Origin of the sequence: Muricoccus nepalensis (genome assembly GCF_006438825.1) — a bacterium.
Taxonomy (GTDB): domain Bacteria; phylum Pseudomonadota; class Alphaproteobacteria; order Acetobacterales; family Acetobacteraceae; genus Roseomonas; species Roseomonas nepalensis.
This window is the reverse complement of sequence record NZ_RCZP01000023.1, coordinates 26,612-40,417: the sequence shown is the minus strand read 5'-3', so window position 1 is coordinate 40,417 and position 13,806 is coordinate 26,612. Positions and strand designations below refer to the sequence as shown.

Sequence of the window (13,806 nt, the reverse complement as noted above, 5' to 3'; positions counted from 1 at the left end):
CCCGGTGCACCACGCGTCCCGCCTCGTCACGTCGCGCGTCGTCCGCACGAAGCGGCTGACGCTGCTGCCGGTCGGGAAGGAGAACCTTCCCGACCTTGTGCGGCTGAAGTCCGACCCCGCCGTGTTCGAGGCGATGCTCCACGGCGTGCGCACGCCCGAGCGCACCGCGGAGGAGCTCGCCGACGACATCGACTTCTGGGAGGTGCGCGGCTACGGCACCTGGGCCGTCCACCGCACGGAGGACGGCGAGTTCCTCGGCCTCGCGGGGCTGATGGAGCGGCCGGACGGGCGCGGCGTCGCGCTGCGCTACGCGCTCTGGCCGGAATGCCGCGGCCACGGCTACGCGCGGGAGGCAGCGCGGGCCGCGCTCGACTTCGGCCACGCGGCCGGGCTCCCCCGCATCATCGGCATCGCGCGGGAGAGCAACGCCTCCTCCCGGGCCGTCATGACGGACATCGGCATGGTCGAGGGCGGCGAGTTCACCAACCTCGGCCACCGGATGCTCGTCTTCGAGAGCCGGCGCTAGCCCTCAGGCCGCGAGCGCGCGCGCCGCGCCGGCCTCCGTCGCCGCGGGCAGGGTGCCGCCGAGGATGGCGAGGTGCTCCTCCACCAGGGCGATCGCCTCCGCATCCCCGCCGAGCAGCGGGCGCCAGGCGAGATCGTCGGCGACGCCGAGCGGGTTGCGCAGCAGCAGGTCGGTCTTGACGAAGGGAAAGCCGAGCTCCTCGACGAGCTCCCGCCAGAAGAGATGCGTGCTGTTGAGCGGGCGCTTGCGCAGCGCCTCGCGCATGCCCGCCGCGTCGTCCGGCCGAGGCCGGCGAAGAGGTGTGGGTAGAGCGCGCGCACCCGGCGGCGCGCGGCGGCGCGGCGCAGCGCCGCGGCCTCCGCGCGCTCGTAGCCGCACCAGGCCGCGACGGCGTGGCCGCGCCCGCGCATCCATCCGCTCAGCCGCACCTCGCCCTCCCGGATGGTGCGGCGCTTGTTGGCGGTGACGCGGTGGGCGGCGAGGAAGGCCGCGACGTCGTCGACCGCGCGTCGCCCGGTGGCGAGCAGGAAGTAGGACTGCAGGTGCGGGGACGGTGCGAGGTTCTCGGTCAGCCCGTAGAGGCCCTCCGGCGCCGCGCGCATGGCCGAGAGGGCGGGGCGAAGGGGCCGGAAGGGGCCGCAGAGGCTGTCATTGGCCAGCAGCAGCTCGGTTGCCTCCGGCGCGCGGGCGAGGGCGAGGGGAAGCACGTCGTGCCAGGCGCCGAAGTCGAGGCCGTGGTTCCGCCGCTCGACGATGGCGCCGCAGAGCGGCCCGAGGCGCGCGAGGTCGGCCGCCGGCAGGGAGGGCGCCATGGAGACGAAGACGACGGCGAAGCCCTCCTCGCGCAGCGCCCGGACCTGCTCGAGCACCATGCGGCTGACGGCCGGCACGGGGGCGTAGTGGATGAAGACCGCGAGGCTCCGCGCGCGCTCCAGCGGCACCTCGCCGGTCCGGAAGGACCGGATGGGGGCCGACCGGTCCAGCCGCGTGCGGAGGTCCACCCGCGCGGCCCGCACCCGCTCCCTCAGGAGAGAGAACGCGGCGCGCAGGATCGACTGGCGGAAGCCCGGCCGCGCCGCGTAGGCGCGGAGCCGGGCGCGGAAGCCGAGGCGACGGTCCGGGCGTTCCACCACGGCCGTGAGGCTGGAGGAGCGGCCGATCGAGCGGTCCGCGGCGAGACGCCGTCCCTGGAGCTTCACGGCCGCGCCAAACCGCTCGCGGCAGGGCCAGCCGGCGTGTTGGCGTCGTCGCGGGGCGGTCGGGACGGCATCGCGGAGGGTCCTTCAGACTGGACCCGATGGTAGTCGGCGCGCCTCGTGCGTCCATCGAAACAGAACCGCCCCGGCACCCCTCGCGACGGGTTCGGGGCAGGTGATGCCAAATGGTCACATTTTCGTGACCAGCCCCCGGTGGACGGCCGGGCCGGCTAGCGGCCCTCGCGCGCCGCGAGCTGCGCGACCTGGTTCCGCATGGCGTCGAGCAGCGCCGCGACCCGGCCGCCGTTGCGGCTGATGACGGCGGAGTACTCGCTCCGCGTGGTCAGGCGCAGCGAGGTGCCCTCGGCGATGACGTCCACCACCCGCGGCTGCCCGCCGACCTCGCCGACCCGCCAGTCGAGCGAGAAGGGGGCAAGGTTGGGGCGCTCCACGATGGTGTTCACCAGCGCGTCGTCCTCGGTCCGCTGCTGGCTGCGGCCGAGGGAGAAGCGCACGCCCTGGTACTCGCCGAAGCGGGCCGAGAGGTTGCGAATGAGGGTTTCCTCGAAGAGCCGCATGTACTGCGCCTGCTCCTCGGGGGTGGCGACCCGCCAGTAGCGGCCGAGGATGAAGCGGCCCACCCCTTCCACGTCCACCGCGCGGCGGAGGATGGCGGCCACCTGGTCGCGCCGCTGCGTCACCCCCCCGCCGCCGTTGATGGCGGCCACGAGCTCCCGCCCGGTGGCCTGGATGAAGCTCGCGGCCCGGGCCGTGTCCACCGGCTGCGCGGCGGCCGGACGGGCGCGCGCCAGCAGAAGGGCGGCGCCGGCGGCCAGGAGGGGGCGTCGTTCGGTCATCGGCTTGAAAGTCTCGTTCTGTCTGTGCGCCAGGGGCCGGCACGGGGTCGACCGCCGGATCCCAGGTGGGGGGACGGGTTCCGGGGCTCAACGCCCGGGCGGCGGTTGCGTTCCGCCGCAACGGTAACGAACCGTGCTACGACGCGGACCGGCGCGCCCAGGTTTCCGCGGTCGTCCCGCACGCCGCGCCATCCCCGCCCGCCCGGGGTCACATCGGCGGGAGGCTAGGGCTGCCCGCCCTCGGTGGTGTTGCCCAGGCCGGTGCCCAGCCCTTGGGGCGCCGCCGGGACGGCGCCGGAGCCGGTGTTGGCGATCTCCCGCGCCCGCTGCTGGCGGTAGGCGCTCCGAAGCGTGGCGTAGGGGTCGAGGCTCGTGCGCTGCACGTCGTCGAGCGTGTCGAGGAGCGATTCCCGCGTGCTGACGACGGTCACGCCGGCGCGGGCGTAGCTGAGGGCGTCCAGCAGGTCGCGGTTGCCGAAGGTGAGCCAGTTGAAGGGGTCGGCCGCGATGCCGGCCGCGAAGCCCACGAGGTCGCGCGGGTTGCTCGGGCCGAGGATGGGGATGAAGAGGTAGGGACCCTCCTCCACGCCCGCGACCGCGAAGGTCTGGCCGAAGTCCTCGGTGTGGGGCACGAGGCCGAAGCGGCTCGCCACGTCGAAGATGCCGCCGACGCCGAGGGTGGAGTTGATCATGAAGCGGCCGAGGGTGATGCCGAAGCGCTCGGTCTCGCCCTGCAGCGCGTCGTTCATCAGGATGACCGGGCTGCGCAGGTTGCTCAGCACGTTGGAGACGCCGGTCCGCACCGGCGGCGGCACCACGGCGCGGTAGGCGACGGCCACCGGCCGCAGCACGGCCGTGTCGATCGCCTGGTGGACGTCGTACATGGCGCGGTTGAAGGGTTCGGCCGGGTCGTTGTTCGCGCGGAACTCCTCCAGCGCGTCCTTGTCGTCGGGCGGCGGCAGGGTGGCGCAGCCGGCGAGGAGGCCGCCCGCGAGCCCGAGGGCCAGGGCGGCCGGGAGGAGGCGGCGGAGGGGGGCGTGGCGCATGGGCGATGGGAATCCGGTGTCCCCGCCGTGTTAGCACCCGCGGCAGGGCCGGGGAACCGTCCATCCGGCGCGCCGCCGGGCACGCCATCGGGCCGCGGCGGCTGGACGCGGGGGCGGACCGGCCCCACTTGCCGCTTCGATCCGCCGCCGGGATGCTCTAGGACCACCGCATGAACGAGATGTCGCCCCCCTCCCCGAAGCAGGCCCAGGCGGAGGCGAAGACGCTCGGCAACTGGCTGAGCGGGCCGCGCGTGGACGCGCTGCCCTCCCTGACGGCCATGCCGGCGCCGCTGCTCTCCTTCGAGTTCTTCCCGCCGCGGACCGAGGCGCTGGAGGCCCAGCTCTGGTCCTGCGTGAAGCGGCTGGAGCCGCTGGCGCCGCGCTTCGTCTCCGTCACCTACGGCGCGGGCGGCACGACCCAGGCGCGCACCCACGCGACGGTCACCCGCATCCTCCGCGAGTCGAGCCTGACGCCGGCCGCCCACCTCACCTGCGTCGGCGCGACGAAGGAGGAGGTGGACGCGGTGGCCCGGGACTACTGGGAGGCCGGCGTGCGGCACATCGTGGCGCTCCGGGGCGACGCGCCCAGCGGCGCCAACGGCTACGAGCCCCACCCGGGCGGCTACGCCTACGCGGCCGACCTCGTGGCGGGGCTCAAGCGGATCGGGGACTTCGAGATCTCGGTGGCGGCCTACCCGGAGGTCCACCCGACGGCCTCCTCGCCGGACGACGACCTCGACAACCTCAAGCGCAAGATCGACGCGGGCGCCACCCGCGCCATCACCCAGTACTTCTTCGACGCCCCCACCTTCCTCCGCTTCATCGACCGGGCGCACGCGGCGGGGATCACCGTGCCGATCGTGCCGGGCATCCTGCCGGTGTCGAACTTTGCCCAGGTCGCCAAGTTCTCCGCCATGTGCGGCGCCCGGGTGCCGGACTGGATGGGCACGCTGTTCGATGGGCTGGACGAGGACGCGGAGACGCGCCGCATGGTCGCCGCCGTGGTCGCGGCCGAGCAGGTGCGGCTGCTGCAGGCGAACGGGGTGGACGAGTTCCACTTCTACACGCTGAACCGCCCGGACCTGACCTACGCCATCGCGCATATCCTGGGCGCCCGCCCCCAAGGGTGACCCAGCCGGCGTGACCCCGCCGGCGCCCCAGGCGGCGTGAGGCCGCGCGAACCGCGGCGGCCCCGGCGCGTTGCCAGGGCTCCCCCGCGGAGCGCGCCAGCATGCCCCTCTACGTCCAGGCCGGGCTCTGGGGGCTCCTCAGCGGGGCGGCGCTCGTCATCGGCGCGGCCCTGGCCTGGTTCGCCGACCTGCCCCGCCGCTGGATCGCGGCGATCACGGCCTTCGGCGCCGGGGTCCTCGTCTCCGCCCTCTCCTTCGACCTCATGGACGAGGCGCAGCGCCGCGGCGGCTTCGGCCCGACCGCGGCGGGCTTCCTCGCGGGGGCGGTGGCCTATACCGCCGCCAACATCGCGCTTTCCCGCTACGGGGCGCGCCACCGCAAGCGCTCCGGCCCGCAGCAGGCGGAGGAGGGGGGCAGCGGCACCGCCATCGCGGTCGGCGCGCTGCTGGACGGCATCCCGGAATCGGTGGTGATCGGCGTCAGCCTCCTCGCGGGCGAGGGGGTGAGCCTCGTCGCCGTCGCCGCCGTCTTCCTGTCCAACCTGCCGGAAGGCCTCGCCAGCGCGGCGGGGATGCGCAAGGCCGGGCGCGGGGCGGCCTATGTCTTCGGGGTCTGGACGGGCATCGCGCTCGTCTCCGGCCTCTCGGCCCTGCTCGGCGCGCTGCTGATGGACGGGGCGGGCGCGGGGGCGGTCGCCTTCGTCACGGCGATCGCGGCCGGGGCGATCCTCGCCATGCTGGCCGACACGATGATCCCCGAGGCCTTCGAGACCGCGCACGACTACGCCGGGCTGATCACCGTCCTCGGCTTCCTCGCCGCCTTCGTGCTGACGAAGCTGGGCGGCTGATCGCGCCCCTCAGGCCTCCGCCCGCAAGCGCCGGTAGACCGGGCGGAGCAAGAAGGGGGAGAGGAACAGGGGGAACTGGCAGAGGGCGAAGAAGAGAAGGATGCGCGGGTCCGTCGTCGCCGGCAGCACGGCGAAGTAGAGCGCCATGTTCCGGTTGCCCGAGAGCAGCCCCGCCGAGAGGGCGACCCGCCGCCCCGCCGGGCGGAAGGCGAGCGCCGTGGCGGCGTTCAGCGCGAAGGACCCCCCGAAGGCCAGCGCCACGCCCCCCAGCACGAAGCCCGGCGAGGCGAGGAGGCGGGCGAGCACCCCGTCCATGATGCCGAAGCCGTAGAGGACCACGAGCAGCACCACCGCCCCGTCCACCGCCCGCCCCCAGCGCTCCAGCGCCGCGGGGGGGACGATCCGGCGGATGATGACGGAGAGGAGGAGGGGCAGCCCCACCACCAGCACGAGGCGCCCGGTCAGGGCGCCGATCGAGATCGCGAGGTCGATCCCGAGCAGGCCGAGGGCCAGCGGCGGGGCGGTGAAGGGCACCAGCAGGGTGGAGAGGACCGCCACCACCAGCGAGACCTCCCCGTCCAGCCCCACCAGCCGCGCGAAGGCGGGGGAGGAGGTGGCGGCGCAGCCGGTGGCCATGATGACGAGCGCGGCGCCGAGCGGCCCGTCCATCCCCGTCACCCAGGCCACGGCGAAGGCCAAGACCGGGCAGGCGAGAAGGATCCAGGCGAGGAGGGCCACCACCAGCAGGGGGCGGCGGAGATAGGCCAGCACCTGCGCCGGGTCGACCCGCAGCAGCACGAGGGTCATGAGGGAGGCGACCACGGGCGTCACCACGTCCCGCAGCGCGGCGGAGACGGGCGGGCTCAGCAGCCCCGCGAAGATCCCCACCGCCAGAAGCGCGCCCCCGTGCCGGGCGGACCATTCGAGGAGGGGGCGGATGGGCAATCGGCACATTCCCGGCGGCGCCGTCCGGTCATCGTGGTTGGCGCGGGTTCGCATCCCGTTCTATAGCCGCCCCCGTGTTCCCACCAGCCCAGCCCCCCCAAGCGAATCCCCAAGGCCTGGCCGTCCCCACGGACGACTACCTGGCCAAGCTCAACGCCGAGCAGCGCGAGGCCGTGGAGACCGTGGACGGGCCGCTGCTGGTGCTGGCCGGCGCCGGCACCGGCAAGACGCGGGTGCTGACCACCCGCTTCGCCCATATCCTGATGACCCGCCGCGCCTTCCCGAACCAGGTGCTGGCGGTGACCTTCACCAACAAGGCGGCCCGGGAGATGCGGGAGCGCGTCTCCGCCATCCTCGGCCGCCCGGCGGAGGGGCTCTGGCTCGGCACCTTCCACGCCCTCTGCGCGCGCATGCTGCGGCGCCACGCGGAATACGTCGGCCTCACCTCCTCCTTCACCATCCTCGACACCGACGACCAGATGCGGCTGCTCAAGCAGGTGATGGACGCGGCCGTCATCGACATGAAGCGCTGGCCGGCCCAGGGGATGATGGCGGTGATCCAGCGCTGGAAGGACCGCGGCCTGCCGCCCGCCCGCGTCTCGCCGGCCGAGGACAGCGACTACGCCAACAACCGCGCGCGCGCGATCTACGAGGCCTACCAGTCGCGGCTGCGCGACCTCAATGCCGCCGACTTCGGCGACCTGATGCTGCACATGGTGGAGATCCTGCGCACCCAGCCCAACGTGCTGGCCCAGTACCACCGCGCCTTCCGCTACATCCTGGTGGACGAGTACCAGGACACGAACAGCGTGCAGTACCTCTGGCTGCGGCTGCTCGCGCAGGAGCACCGCAACATCTGCTGCGTCGGCGACGACGACCAGTCGATCTATTCCTGGCGCGGCGCGGAGGTGGAGAACATCCTCCGCTTCGAGAAGGACTTCCCGGGCGCGAAGATCGTGCGCCTGGAATCCAACTACCGCTCCACCCGCCCCATCCTCGCCGCCGCCTCGCACCTCATCAGCAAGAACGAGGGGCGGCTCGGCAAGACGCTGCGATCCGGCCGCAACGACGCCGAGGGCGAGAAGGTACGCGTCGTCTCGCTCTGGGACTCCGAGGAGGAGGCCCGCATGGTCGGCGAGCGGATCGAGCAGGCCCAGAGGAAGGGCGTCTCCCTCGCCGAGGTCGCGATCCTGGTTCGCGCCGGCTTCCAGACGCGCTCCTTCGAGGAACGGCTGATCACGCTCGGCATCCCCTACCGCGTGGTCGGCGGCCTGAAGTTCTACGAGCGCGCCGAGATCCGCGACGCCATGGCCTACATGCGCGTCCTCCACCAGCCGAGCGACGACCTCGCCTTCGAGCGCATCGTGAACACGCCCAAGCGCGGCATCGGCGACGGCGCGCTGCAGTCCATGCACGTCGCCGCGCGCGAGCAGTCCATCCCGCTCGCCATCGCCGCCGAGCGCCTGGCGCGCACCGAGGCAATGCGCGCCAAGCCCCGCGCCGCCATGCGCGAGCTCTTCGACGGCTTCTCCCGCTGGCGCGCGCTGATGCAGCGAGACGGCCACGTCGTCGCGGTCGCCACCATGCTGGACGAGTCCGGCTACACGGAGATGTGGAAGCAGGACAAGTCGGCGGAGGCGCCGGGGCGGCTCGAGAACCTGAAGGAGCTGGTGCGCGCCATCGGCGAGTTCGCGACGCTGGAGGGCTTCCTCGAGCACGTGGCCCTGGTCACGGAGAACGACGAGAACGCGGAGGGCGCGCGCGTCTCGCTGATGACGCTGCACGCGGCCAAGGGGCTGGAGTTCGACCTCGTCTTCCTGCCGGGCTGGGAGGAGGGGCTCTTCCCCCACCAGCGCGCGCTGGACGAGGGCGGCACGAAGTCGCTCGAGGAGGAGCGGCGCCTCGCCTATGTCGGCATCACCCGCGCGCGGAAGATGGCGGTCATCTCCCACGCGGCGAACCGGCGGATCTACGGCAACTGGTCCGCCGCCATCCCGTCCCGCTTCCTCGAGGACCTGCCGCCCGACCAGATCGAGCGCGAGGGCGGCGGGGCCGCGCAGCGCGCGCGCATGGTGGACGCGCCCTCGGTCTTCAGCGGCGGCTCGCCCTTCTCCTCGCAGCGCCCGCGCGTGATCGAGGCCGGCGCCTGGGAGGTGAAGGAGCGCCCGGCCCGCGCCGACGCGATGAAGGTCGGCCAGCGCGTCTTCCACCAGAAGTTCGGCTACGGCCGGGTCACGGCGGTGGACGACAACCGGCTGGAGGTGGACTTCGAGAAGGCGGGCCAGAAGCGCGTCCTCGACAGCTTCGTGGAGAGGGCATGATGTCGCACCACAGGGGGCGCGCCTGATGTCGCGGCGCCACGCGCAGAACCTCGAATCCGTCTGGATCGACGGCCTGCCGGAGGAGGCCGTCCCCGCCGTGGAGGCGGCGCTCGCCCGCGCCTGCCGCACCGTCTCCCTCTTCCTCGACGAGGCCACCGACACCTGGCGGGTCGAGGGCGTGCGCGAGGAGGGCGCGAAGGAGGACGAACTGGCGGCGGCGCTCGCGCTGGCCTCGCTCATGACCGGCTTCGACCTCGCGCCGCAGCGGGCGCCCGTGGAGGCCGAGGGCTGGCTCGCCCGCACCGCCGAGGCCTTCCCGGAGCAGGAGATCGGCGGCCGCGTCCTCATCCGCCCCACCCACCTGCCGGCCCGCCGCGTGCCCGGGCGCACGGTGCTGGTGCTGGACGCGGGCCTCGCCTTCGGGTCGGGCGAGCACGCCTCCACCCGCGGCTGCCTCATCGCCTTCGAGGCGGTCTCGCGCCGGATGCGGCCCCTGCCGAAGGACCGGCTGCGGGCGCTCGACCTCGGCGCCGGCTCGGGCATCCTCGCCATGGCGGCGTCGCGCGCCCTGCACCGCCGGGTGCTGGCGACGGACATCGAGCCCTGGTCGGTCAGGGTGGCCAACCAGAACGCGGCCATGAACGGGCTGAAGCCGACCGTCCGCGCGGTCCTGGCCGATGGCTGGACCTCGCCCGCCGTCGCGCGCGGCGCCTACGACCTTGTCTTCGCGAACATCCTGGCCCGCCCGCTCTGCGCCATGGCGCGCGACCTGGCGCGGCACCTCCGCCCCGGCGGCACGGCCATCCTGGCGGGGCTGCTCGGCATCCAGGCGAGGCAGGTCCTGGCGGCGCACCGCCGCGGCGGGCTGCGGCTGGAGCGGCGGCTCGACGTCGGGCCCTGGACGACGCTGGTGCTGCGCAAGGCCGGCTGAGGCCTAGAAGGAAAGGCTGACGACCAGCCCCGCCGCGAGGTCCGTCAGCCGCTGCCCCCCCTGCGCCGCCCGTCGCGCGTCGAGGCTGAGGGAGACCGGCGCCAGGGCCGCGAGGCCGCTCAGCGCGCCGAGGTCGAGCGTCAGGTTCACCGCCCGCTCCCGCCAGAAGGCGCGGCCGGCGGCCTGGTCGCTCACCCGCCGCCGCATCTCGACGAGACTGGCCGCGACCGGCCCGCGGCGCAGCGTCACCGCCCCCGTGAGCCAGGCCGCCCGGCTGCCCGCGAAGCCGCCGGCCGCCTCCTGCGCCGCCACCTCCACCAGCGGCAGCAGGCGGAGGCCGAGCGGCAGCCCGAACTCGCCGAAGAGGGCGGCGGTCGCCCCCCGCTCCCGGCGCCCGCGCCCGGCCCCCGTGGCGTCCTCCCCGGGCTGGCGGAGGGAGAGCGCCGCGCTGTAGCCGAGGCCCGCGTCGCCCGGCAGGTCGATCCCCGTGCCGACGAGGGAGGCGGTGAGGCCCGCCAGCCCCGGCCGGTTGTCCGCGCCCCCGAGGGCGCGGCTGTTCCGGCGGTGGCGCAGGGTCGCGAGGCTGGTCGCCCCCGTCGCCGGGTCGGTGGCGGTGACGGTCTCGGCCCAGCGGGGGCGGAACAGGCCGCCCGAGAGGTCCGTCGTGTCGGCCTGGAAGCCCTCGACCCGGAACTCGTGCCCGCCGAGGGCGTCGGGCAGGCCGAAGACGTCCTCCAGGTCCAGTTCGACGCCGCCGCCGAGCTTCTCGCGAAGCTCGTAGTCCCCCGCGAGGTCGGCGCCGTAGAGGCCCGGCACGCGGAACCAGGCGGCGCCGAAGCGGGGGTGGATCTTGCCGCCGAAGACGACCAGCGGGCCGCGCTGCCAGCGAAGGTTCAGCGTCTCGACCCACACCGCGTGCTCCGGCAGGCGCGTCCGCTCCAGGCCCAGCGGATCCAGCGGCTCGGCGTGGAGGGTGGTGTGGACCGCGAACCCCTCGGGCAGGCCGACCCGCGCGCCGAGGATGGTGGTGGTGGAGGGCTCGTTCGCCGCGCCGCGCCCGTTCCGGCCGCTGCGGCGCTCGAGGGTGAGGGCGGAGCCGAGGGTGCCGGTGGGGGCGGTGAGGTCCGTCGAGGCCTCGTCGGGGTCCTCGGGCGGCGCCTGGCGAAGCTGCGCGGCGGCGCGCCCGCGGGAGCGCGACTGCGCCGAGGCAGCGGCGGGCAGGAGGAGAAGGGCGGCCAGGAGGGCAGCGGCCCATCCGGGAACCGGTGCCCGGCGGGGGCGGCGCCCGAGGGCGCTGGCCCGGAAGGCGTTGATCCGGCGGGCGTCGGCCTGGGCGGCGTTCCCCCCGGCGGTCTTCATCCCGGCGGCGGTCATCGGCGACGCGTCATGCCCGCACAGACTAGCAGCGGGCGGGCGCCCGAGACAGCAGGGGCCCAAAACACCAAACGCCCAAAACAGCACCGGCCCGCGGGGGCGCCCCGGAAGGGGACGCCGCGCGGGCCGGGCATCAGGACGGCCGCGCGGGCCGTCCCGGTAATAAGGAAGCGGGCCTCAGGCGGCCGCGGTCTTCCGGGACTGGTCGTTGGCCGCGGCCGGGACGGAGGCGGGCGCCTGGGCGGCGCGGGGCGCGGGCGCCTCGCGCGCGGGCTGCATGCGGCCGTCGAGGACGTAGCGGATCTCGCTCCGGTTGATGCCGATGTCGGCCAGCTCGCGGTCGCTCAGGGCGAGCAGCTCGGCCTCGGCGCGGCGGCGCTGGATCCAGGCGGCGAAGCCGGCCACCATGCGCTGCAGGCCGGAGGCGACGACCGCGTTGCGGGACTCGTTCGCCTGGCGCAGGAGCTCCCGCTGGCTGATCGCGGGGAGGTTGGCGGGGTAGGGCATCATCGGCGCGGGGTTGTGCGCCTGGGAGATGCGGGGGTTCATTGCTTGCTGTCCGTGTCGAGGGCGGCGTCCCGCAGGAACCCATGTTCCCGCTGCCCGCCCGTCTCGTGTGGCGAGTATATAAGGTCGCTGCCGTCACGAATGGCGCGCTGTTCATGTGTTGGAGCCATGCGAGGAAAGCATGGAGGTCTGGGGAACTATGTCTTGAGTAACCAACTCTTCACATCTTCGTACGCAAACCGCCTCGCGAATCTGCGCGAGGAGCTCGCCCGGGCGGGAGTGGAAGGATTTATCATCCCCCGCGCCGACGAGTACCTCGGCGAATACGTCCCCCCCTCCGGCGAGCGCCTCGCCTGGCTGACGGGCTTCACCGGCTCGGCCGGGCTCGCGATCGTCCTGCCCGACCGCGCGGCGGTCTTCTCCGACGGCCGCTACACCACCCAGCTCGCCCAGGAGACCGACCCGGCCCTCTGGGAGCGCCGGCACCTGACGGAGCAGCCGCCGGTGGACTGGCTGCGGGAGCACGCGGCGGGGCGGCGGGTCGGCTACGACCCCTGGCTGCATCCCCAGGCCGCGCTCGACCGGCTGACCGCCTCCGGCGCCGTCCTCGTCCCACTCCCCGCCAACCCGCTCGACGCCGCCTGGACGGACCGGCCGGCGGCGCCCTCCGCCCCGGCCGAGCCCTGGCCGGAGGAATTCGCCGGCCGCTCCTCCGCCGAGAAGCGCGAGGAGATCGCGCGCGTCCTGCGGGAAGCCGGGCAGGGGGCGGCGGTGCTGGCCGACGCGCACTCCGTCGCCTGGCTGCTGAACATGCGGGGCGGCGACCTCGGCCACACCCCGCTCGCCCTCGCCTTCGCGCTTCTCCGGGACGACGGGTCCGTCACCCTCTTCATGGACCCCGCCAAGGCCGGGCCGGCGCTGCGGGCGACCCTCGGCAACGCGGTCTCGGTCGAGCCGCGCGCGGCGCTGGCGGGGGCGCTGGCCGCGCTCCAGGGCCGCACCGTCCGCCTCGACCCCGAGGCGACGCCCGCCTGGTTCGCCGACACCCTCCGCGCCGCGGGCGTGGAGGTCGCGCTCGCGCCAGACCCCGTCCGCCTGCCGCGCGCCACCAAGACGGCCGCCGAGCAGGAGGGCGCCCGCGCCGCGCACCGTCGCGACGCCCGGGCGCTGGCCCGCTTCCTCGCCTGGTTCGCGGCCGAGGCCCCGCGCGGCGCGCTGACCGAGATGGACGTCGCGGCGCGCCTCCTCGCCTTCCGGGGGGAGGAGGAGCGCTTCCGCGCGGAATCCTTCCCCGCCATCGTCGGCGCGGGGGAGCACGGCGCGATCATCCACTACCGCGCCACCCCTGCCACGAACCGCGCGGTGCGGCCGGACGAATCCTTCCTCATCGACAGCGGCGGGCAGTACCTGGACGGCACCACCGACGTCACCCGCACCCTCTGGGTGGGGCCGGGCGCGCCACCCGCCGAGCTCAGCGCGCGCTACACCCTCGTGCTGCGCGGTATGGTCGCGCTGGCGGCCACGCGCTTCCCTGCGGGGGTCGCCGGCCCGCACCTCGACGCGATCGCGCGCCGCCCGCTCTGGGAGGCCGGGCTCGACTACGACCACGGCACCGGCCACGGCGTCGGCGCCTTCCTCTCGGTCCACGAAGGGCCGGCCGCCTTCTCGCGCAACGCCGCCAACGTGCCGCTGCGGGAGGGGATGATCCTCTCGGACGAGCCGGGCTTCTACCGTCCGGGCGCCTACGGCATCCGGATCGAGAACCTCCTCCTCGTGCGCCCGGACGAGGGCGTGCCGGGCCCGCGCCCCTGGCTGCGCTTCGAGACCCTCACCCTCGCGCCGCTCGAGCGCGCGCTGATCGACCCCGCCGCCCTCGTCCCGTCGGAGCGGGCCTGGATAGACGCCTACCACGCGCGGGTGCTGGACGAGGTCCTGCCCGGCCTGGACGAGGCGGCGGCGGCCTGGCTGCGGGGGGCCTGCGCGCCGCTCTAGGCGCCGGGTCCGGGGGCCGATCCCGAGCCCGATCCAGGGCCAGCGGGGAGGGGGGTGGGTTGCCGCGCCGGCCGCATACCCCTATGGCAGCCGGCCGTTCACGCCCGGGCGCCTCGCCCCGGCCGGCCCGGCG

The 13,806-nt window shown here is 74.7% G+C and carries 12 protein-coding genes; 6 read left to right on the top strand and 6 right to left on the bottom strand.

The features are described from left to right. Nucleotides 1-4: 4 nt before the first annotated feature. On the top strand, nucleotides 5-526 hold the full coding sequence (locus EAH89_RS19360; RefSeq protein WP_140885360.1) for a GNAT family N-acetyltransferase: 522 nt from the start codon (nucleotides 5-7) through the stop codon (nucleotides 524-526). Here the strand turns inward: EAH89_RS19360 and EAH89_RS19355 are convergent. The 3 genes from EAH89_RS19355 to EAH89_RS19345 all read right to left on the bottom strand — a co-directional run bounded on the left by EAH89_RS19355 (nucleotide 523) and on the right by EAH89_RS19345 (nucleotide 3,625). Further along, complete coding sequence (locus EAH89_RS19355; RefSeq protein ID WP_140885359.1) at nucleotides 523-1,725, bottom strand: hypothetical protein; 1,203 nt, start codon at nucleotides 1,723-1,725, stop codon at nucleotides 523-525. The two genes, EAH89_RS19360 and EAH89_RS19355, sit on opposite strands and share 4 nt — an antisense overlap. Before the next feature lie 227 nt (nucleotides 1,726-1,952). Then, nucleotides 1,953-2,579, bottom strand: coding sequence for an MlaC/ttg2D family ABC transporter substrate-binding protein (locus tag EAH89_RS19350; protein ID WP_140885358.1), 627 nt, complete (start codon nucleotides 2,577-2,579; stop codon nucleotides 1,953-1,955). Between the two features lie 224 nt (nucleotides 2,580-2,803). Beyond that, nucleotides 2,804-3,625: an MlaA family lipoprotein gene (locus EAH89_RS19345; RefSeq protein ID WP_140885357.1), complete on the bottom strand. Its 822-nt coding sequence runs from the start codon at nucleotides 3,623-3,625 to the stop codon at nucleotides 2,804-2,806. Between the two features lie 179 nt (nucleotides 3,626-3,804). On the opposite strand from EAH89_RS19345, the gene metF reads away from it, so the two are divergent. Beyond that, nucleotides 3,805-4,755 (top strand): methylenetetrahydrofolate reductase [NAD(P)H], encoded by a 951-nt coding sequence (gene metF / locus EAH89_RS19340; protein ID WP_241667105.1) that lies wholly within the window; start codon nucleotides 3,805-3,807, stop codon nucleotides 4,753-4,755. A 101-nt stretch (nucleotides 4,756-4,856) separates the two neighbouring features. Further along, nucleotides 4,857-5,603, top strand: a complete 747-nt coding sequence (locus tag EAH89_RS19335; protein WP_140885355.1) for a ZIP family metal transporter — start codon at nucleotides 4,857-4,859, stop codon at nucleotides 5,601-5,603. A gap of 9 nt (nucleotides 5,604-5,612) precedes the next feature. Here EAH89_RS19335 and EAH89_RS19330 read toward each other — a convergent pair whose 3' ends face one another. Beyond that, the gene (locus EAH89_RS19330; protein ID WP_241667100.1) at nucleotides 5,613-6,548 is read right to left on the bottom strand and encodes a hypothetical protein; all 936 of its coding nucleotides are present in this window, start codon (nucleotides 6,546-6,548) and stop codon (nucleotides 5,613-5,615) included. A 74-nt stretch (nucleotides 6,549-6,622) separates the two neighbouring features. Between EAH89_RS19330 and EAH89_RS19325 the strand changes: the two genes are divergently transcribed. Both EAH89_RS19325 and EAH89_RS19320 read left to right on the top strand, forming a co-directional pair. Further along, nucleotides 6,623-8,869: an ATP-dependent helicase gene (locus EAH89_RS19325; protein WP_408906306.1), complete on the top strand. Its 2,247-nt coding sequence runs from the start codon at nucleotides 6,623-6,625 to the stop codon at nucleotides 8,867-8,869. Between the two features lie 25 nt (nucleotides 8,870-8,894). After that, on the top strand, nucleotides 8,895-9,800 hold the full coding sequence (locus EAH89_RS19320) for a 50S ribosomal protein L11 methyltransferase (RefSeq protein ID WP_140885353.1): 906 nt from the start codon (nucleotides 8,895-8,897) through the stop codon (nucleotides 9,798-9,800). 3 nt (nucleotides 9,801-9,803) lie between these two features. Here EAH89_RS19320 and EAH89_RS19315 read toward each other — a convergent pair whose 3' ends face one another. Both EAH89_RS19315 and EAH89_RS32225 read right to left on the bottom strand, forming a co-directional pair. Then, nucleotides 9,804-11,174 carry a hypothetical protein gene (locus EAH89_RS19315; RefSeq protein WP_140885352.1) on the bottom strand — a complete coding sequence of 457 codons (1,371 nt, stop codon included), beginning with the start codon at nucleotides 11,172-11,174 and terminating at the stop codon, nucleotides 9,804-9,806. A 177-nt stretch (nucleotides 11,175-11,351) separates the two neighbouring features. Further along, entirely contained in the window at nucleotides 11,352-11,723 is a 372-nt protein-coding gene (locus EAH89_RS32225) for a DUF1127 domain-containing protein (RefSeq protein ID WP_206667613.1), read from the bottom strand. Nucleotides 11,724-11,885: 162 nt separating this feature from the next. Between EAH89_RS32225 and EAH89_RS19305 the strand changes: the two genes are divergently transcribed. Continuing rightward, nucleotides 11,886-13,673: an aminopeptidase P family protein gene (locus EAH89_RS19305; RefSeq protein WP_241667099.1), complete on the top strand. Its 1,788-nt coding sequence runs from the start codon at nucleotides 11,886-11,888 to the stop codon at nucleotides 13,671-13,673. Nucleotides 13,674-13,806 lie beyond the last annotated feature (133 nt).

What these genes read in the sequence shown, in the direction of transcription:
- EAH89_RS19345 (WP_140885357.1), bottom strand. Translation starts at nt 3,625, where the DNA reads ATGCGCCACGCCCCCCTCCGCCGCCTCCTCCCGGCCGCCCTGGCCCTC.
- metF (WP_241667105.1), top strand. Translation starts at nt 3,805, where the DNA reads ATGTCGCCCCCCTCCCCGAAGCAGGCCCAGGCGGAGGCGAAGACGCTC.
- EAH89_RS19335 (WP_140885355.1), top strand. Translation starts at nt 4,857, where the DNA reads ATGCCCCTCTACGTCCAGGCCGGGCTCTGGGGGCTCCTCAGCGGGGCG.
- EAH89_RS19320 (WP_140885353.1), top strand. Translation starts at nt 8,895, where the DNA reads ATGTCGCGGCGCCACGCGCAGAACCTCGAATCCGTCTGGATCGACGGC.
- EAH89_RS19350 (WP_140885358.1), bottom strand. Translation starts at nt 2,579, where the DNA reads ATGACCGAACGACGCCCCCTCCTGGCCGCCGGCGCCGCCCTTCTGCTG.
- EAH89_RS19315 (WP_140885352.1), bottom strand. Translation starts at nt 11,174, where the DNA reads ATGACCGCCGCCGGGATGAAGACCGCCGGGGGGAACGCCGCCCAGGCC.
- EAH89_RS32225 (WP_206667613.1), bottom strand. Translation starts at nt 11,723, where the DNA reads ATGAACCCCCGCATCTCCCAGGCGCACAACCCCGCGCCGATGATGCCC.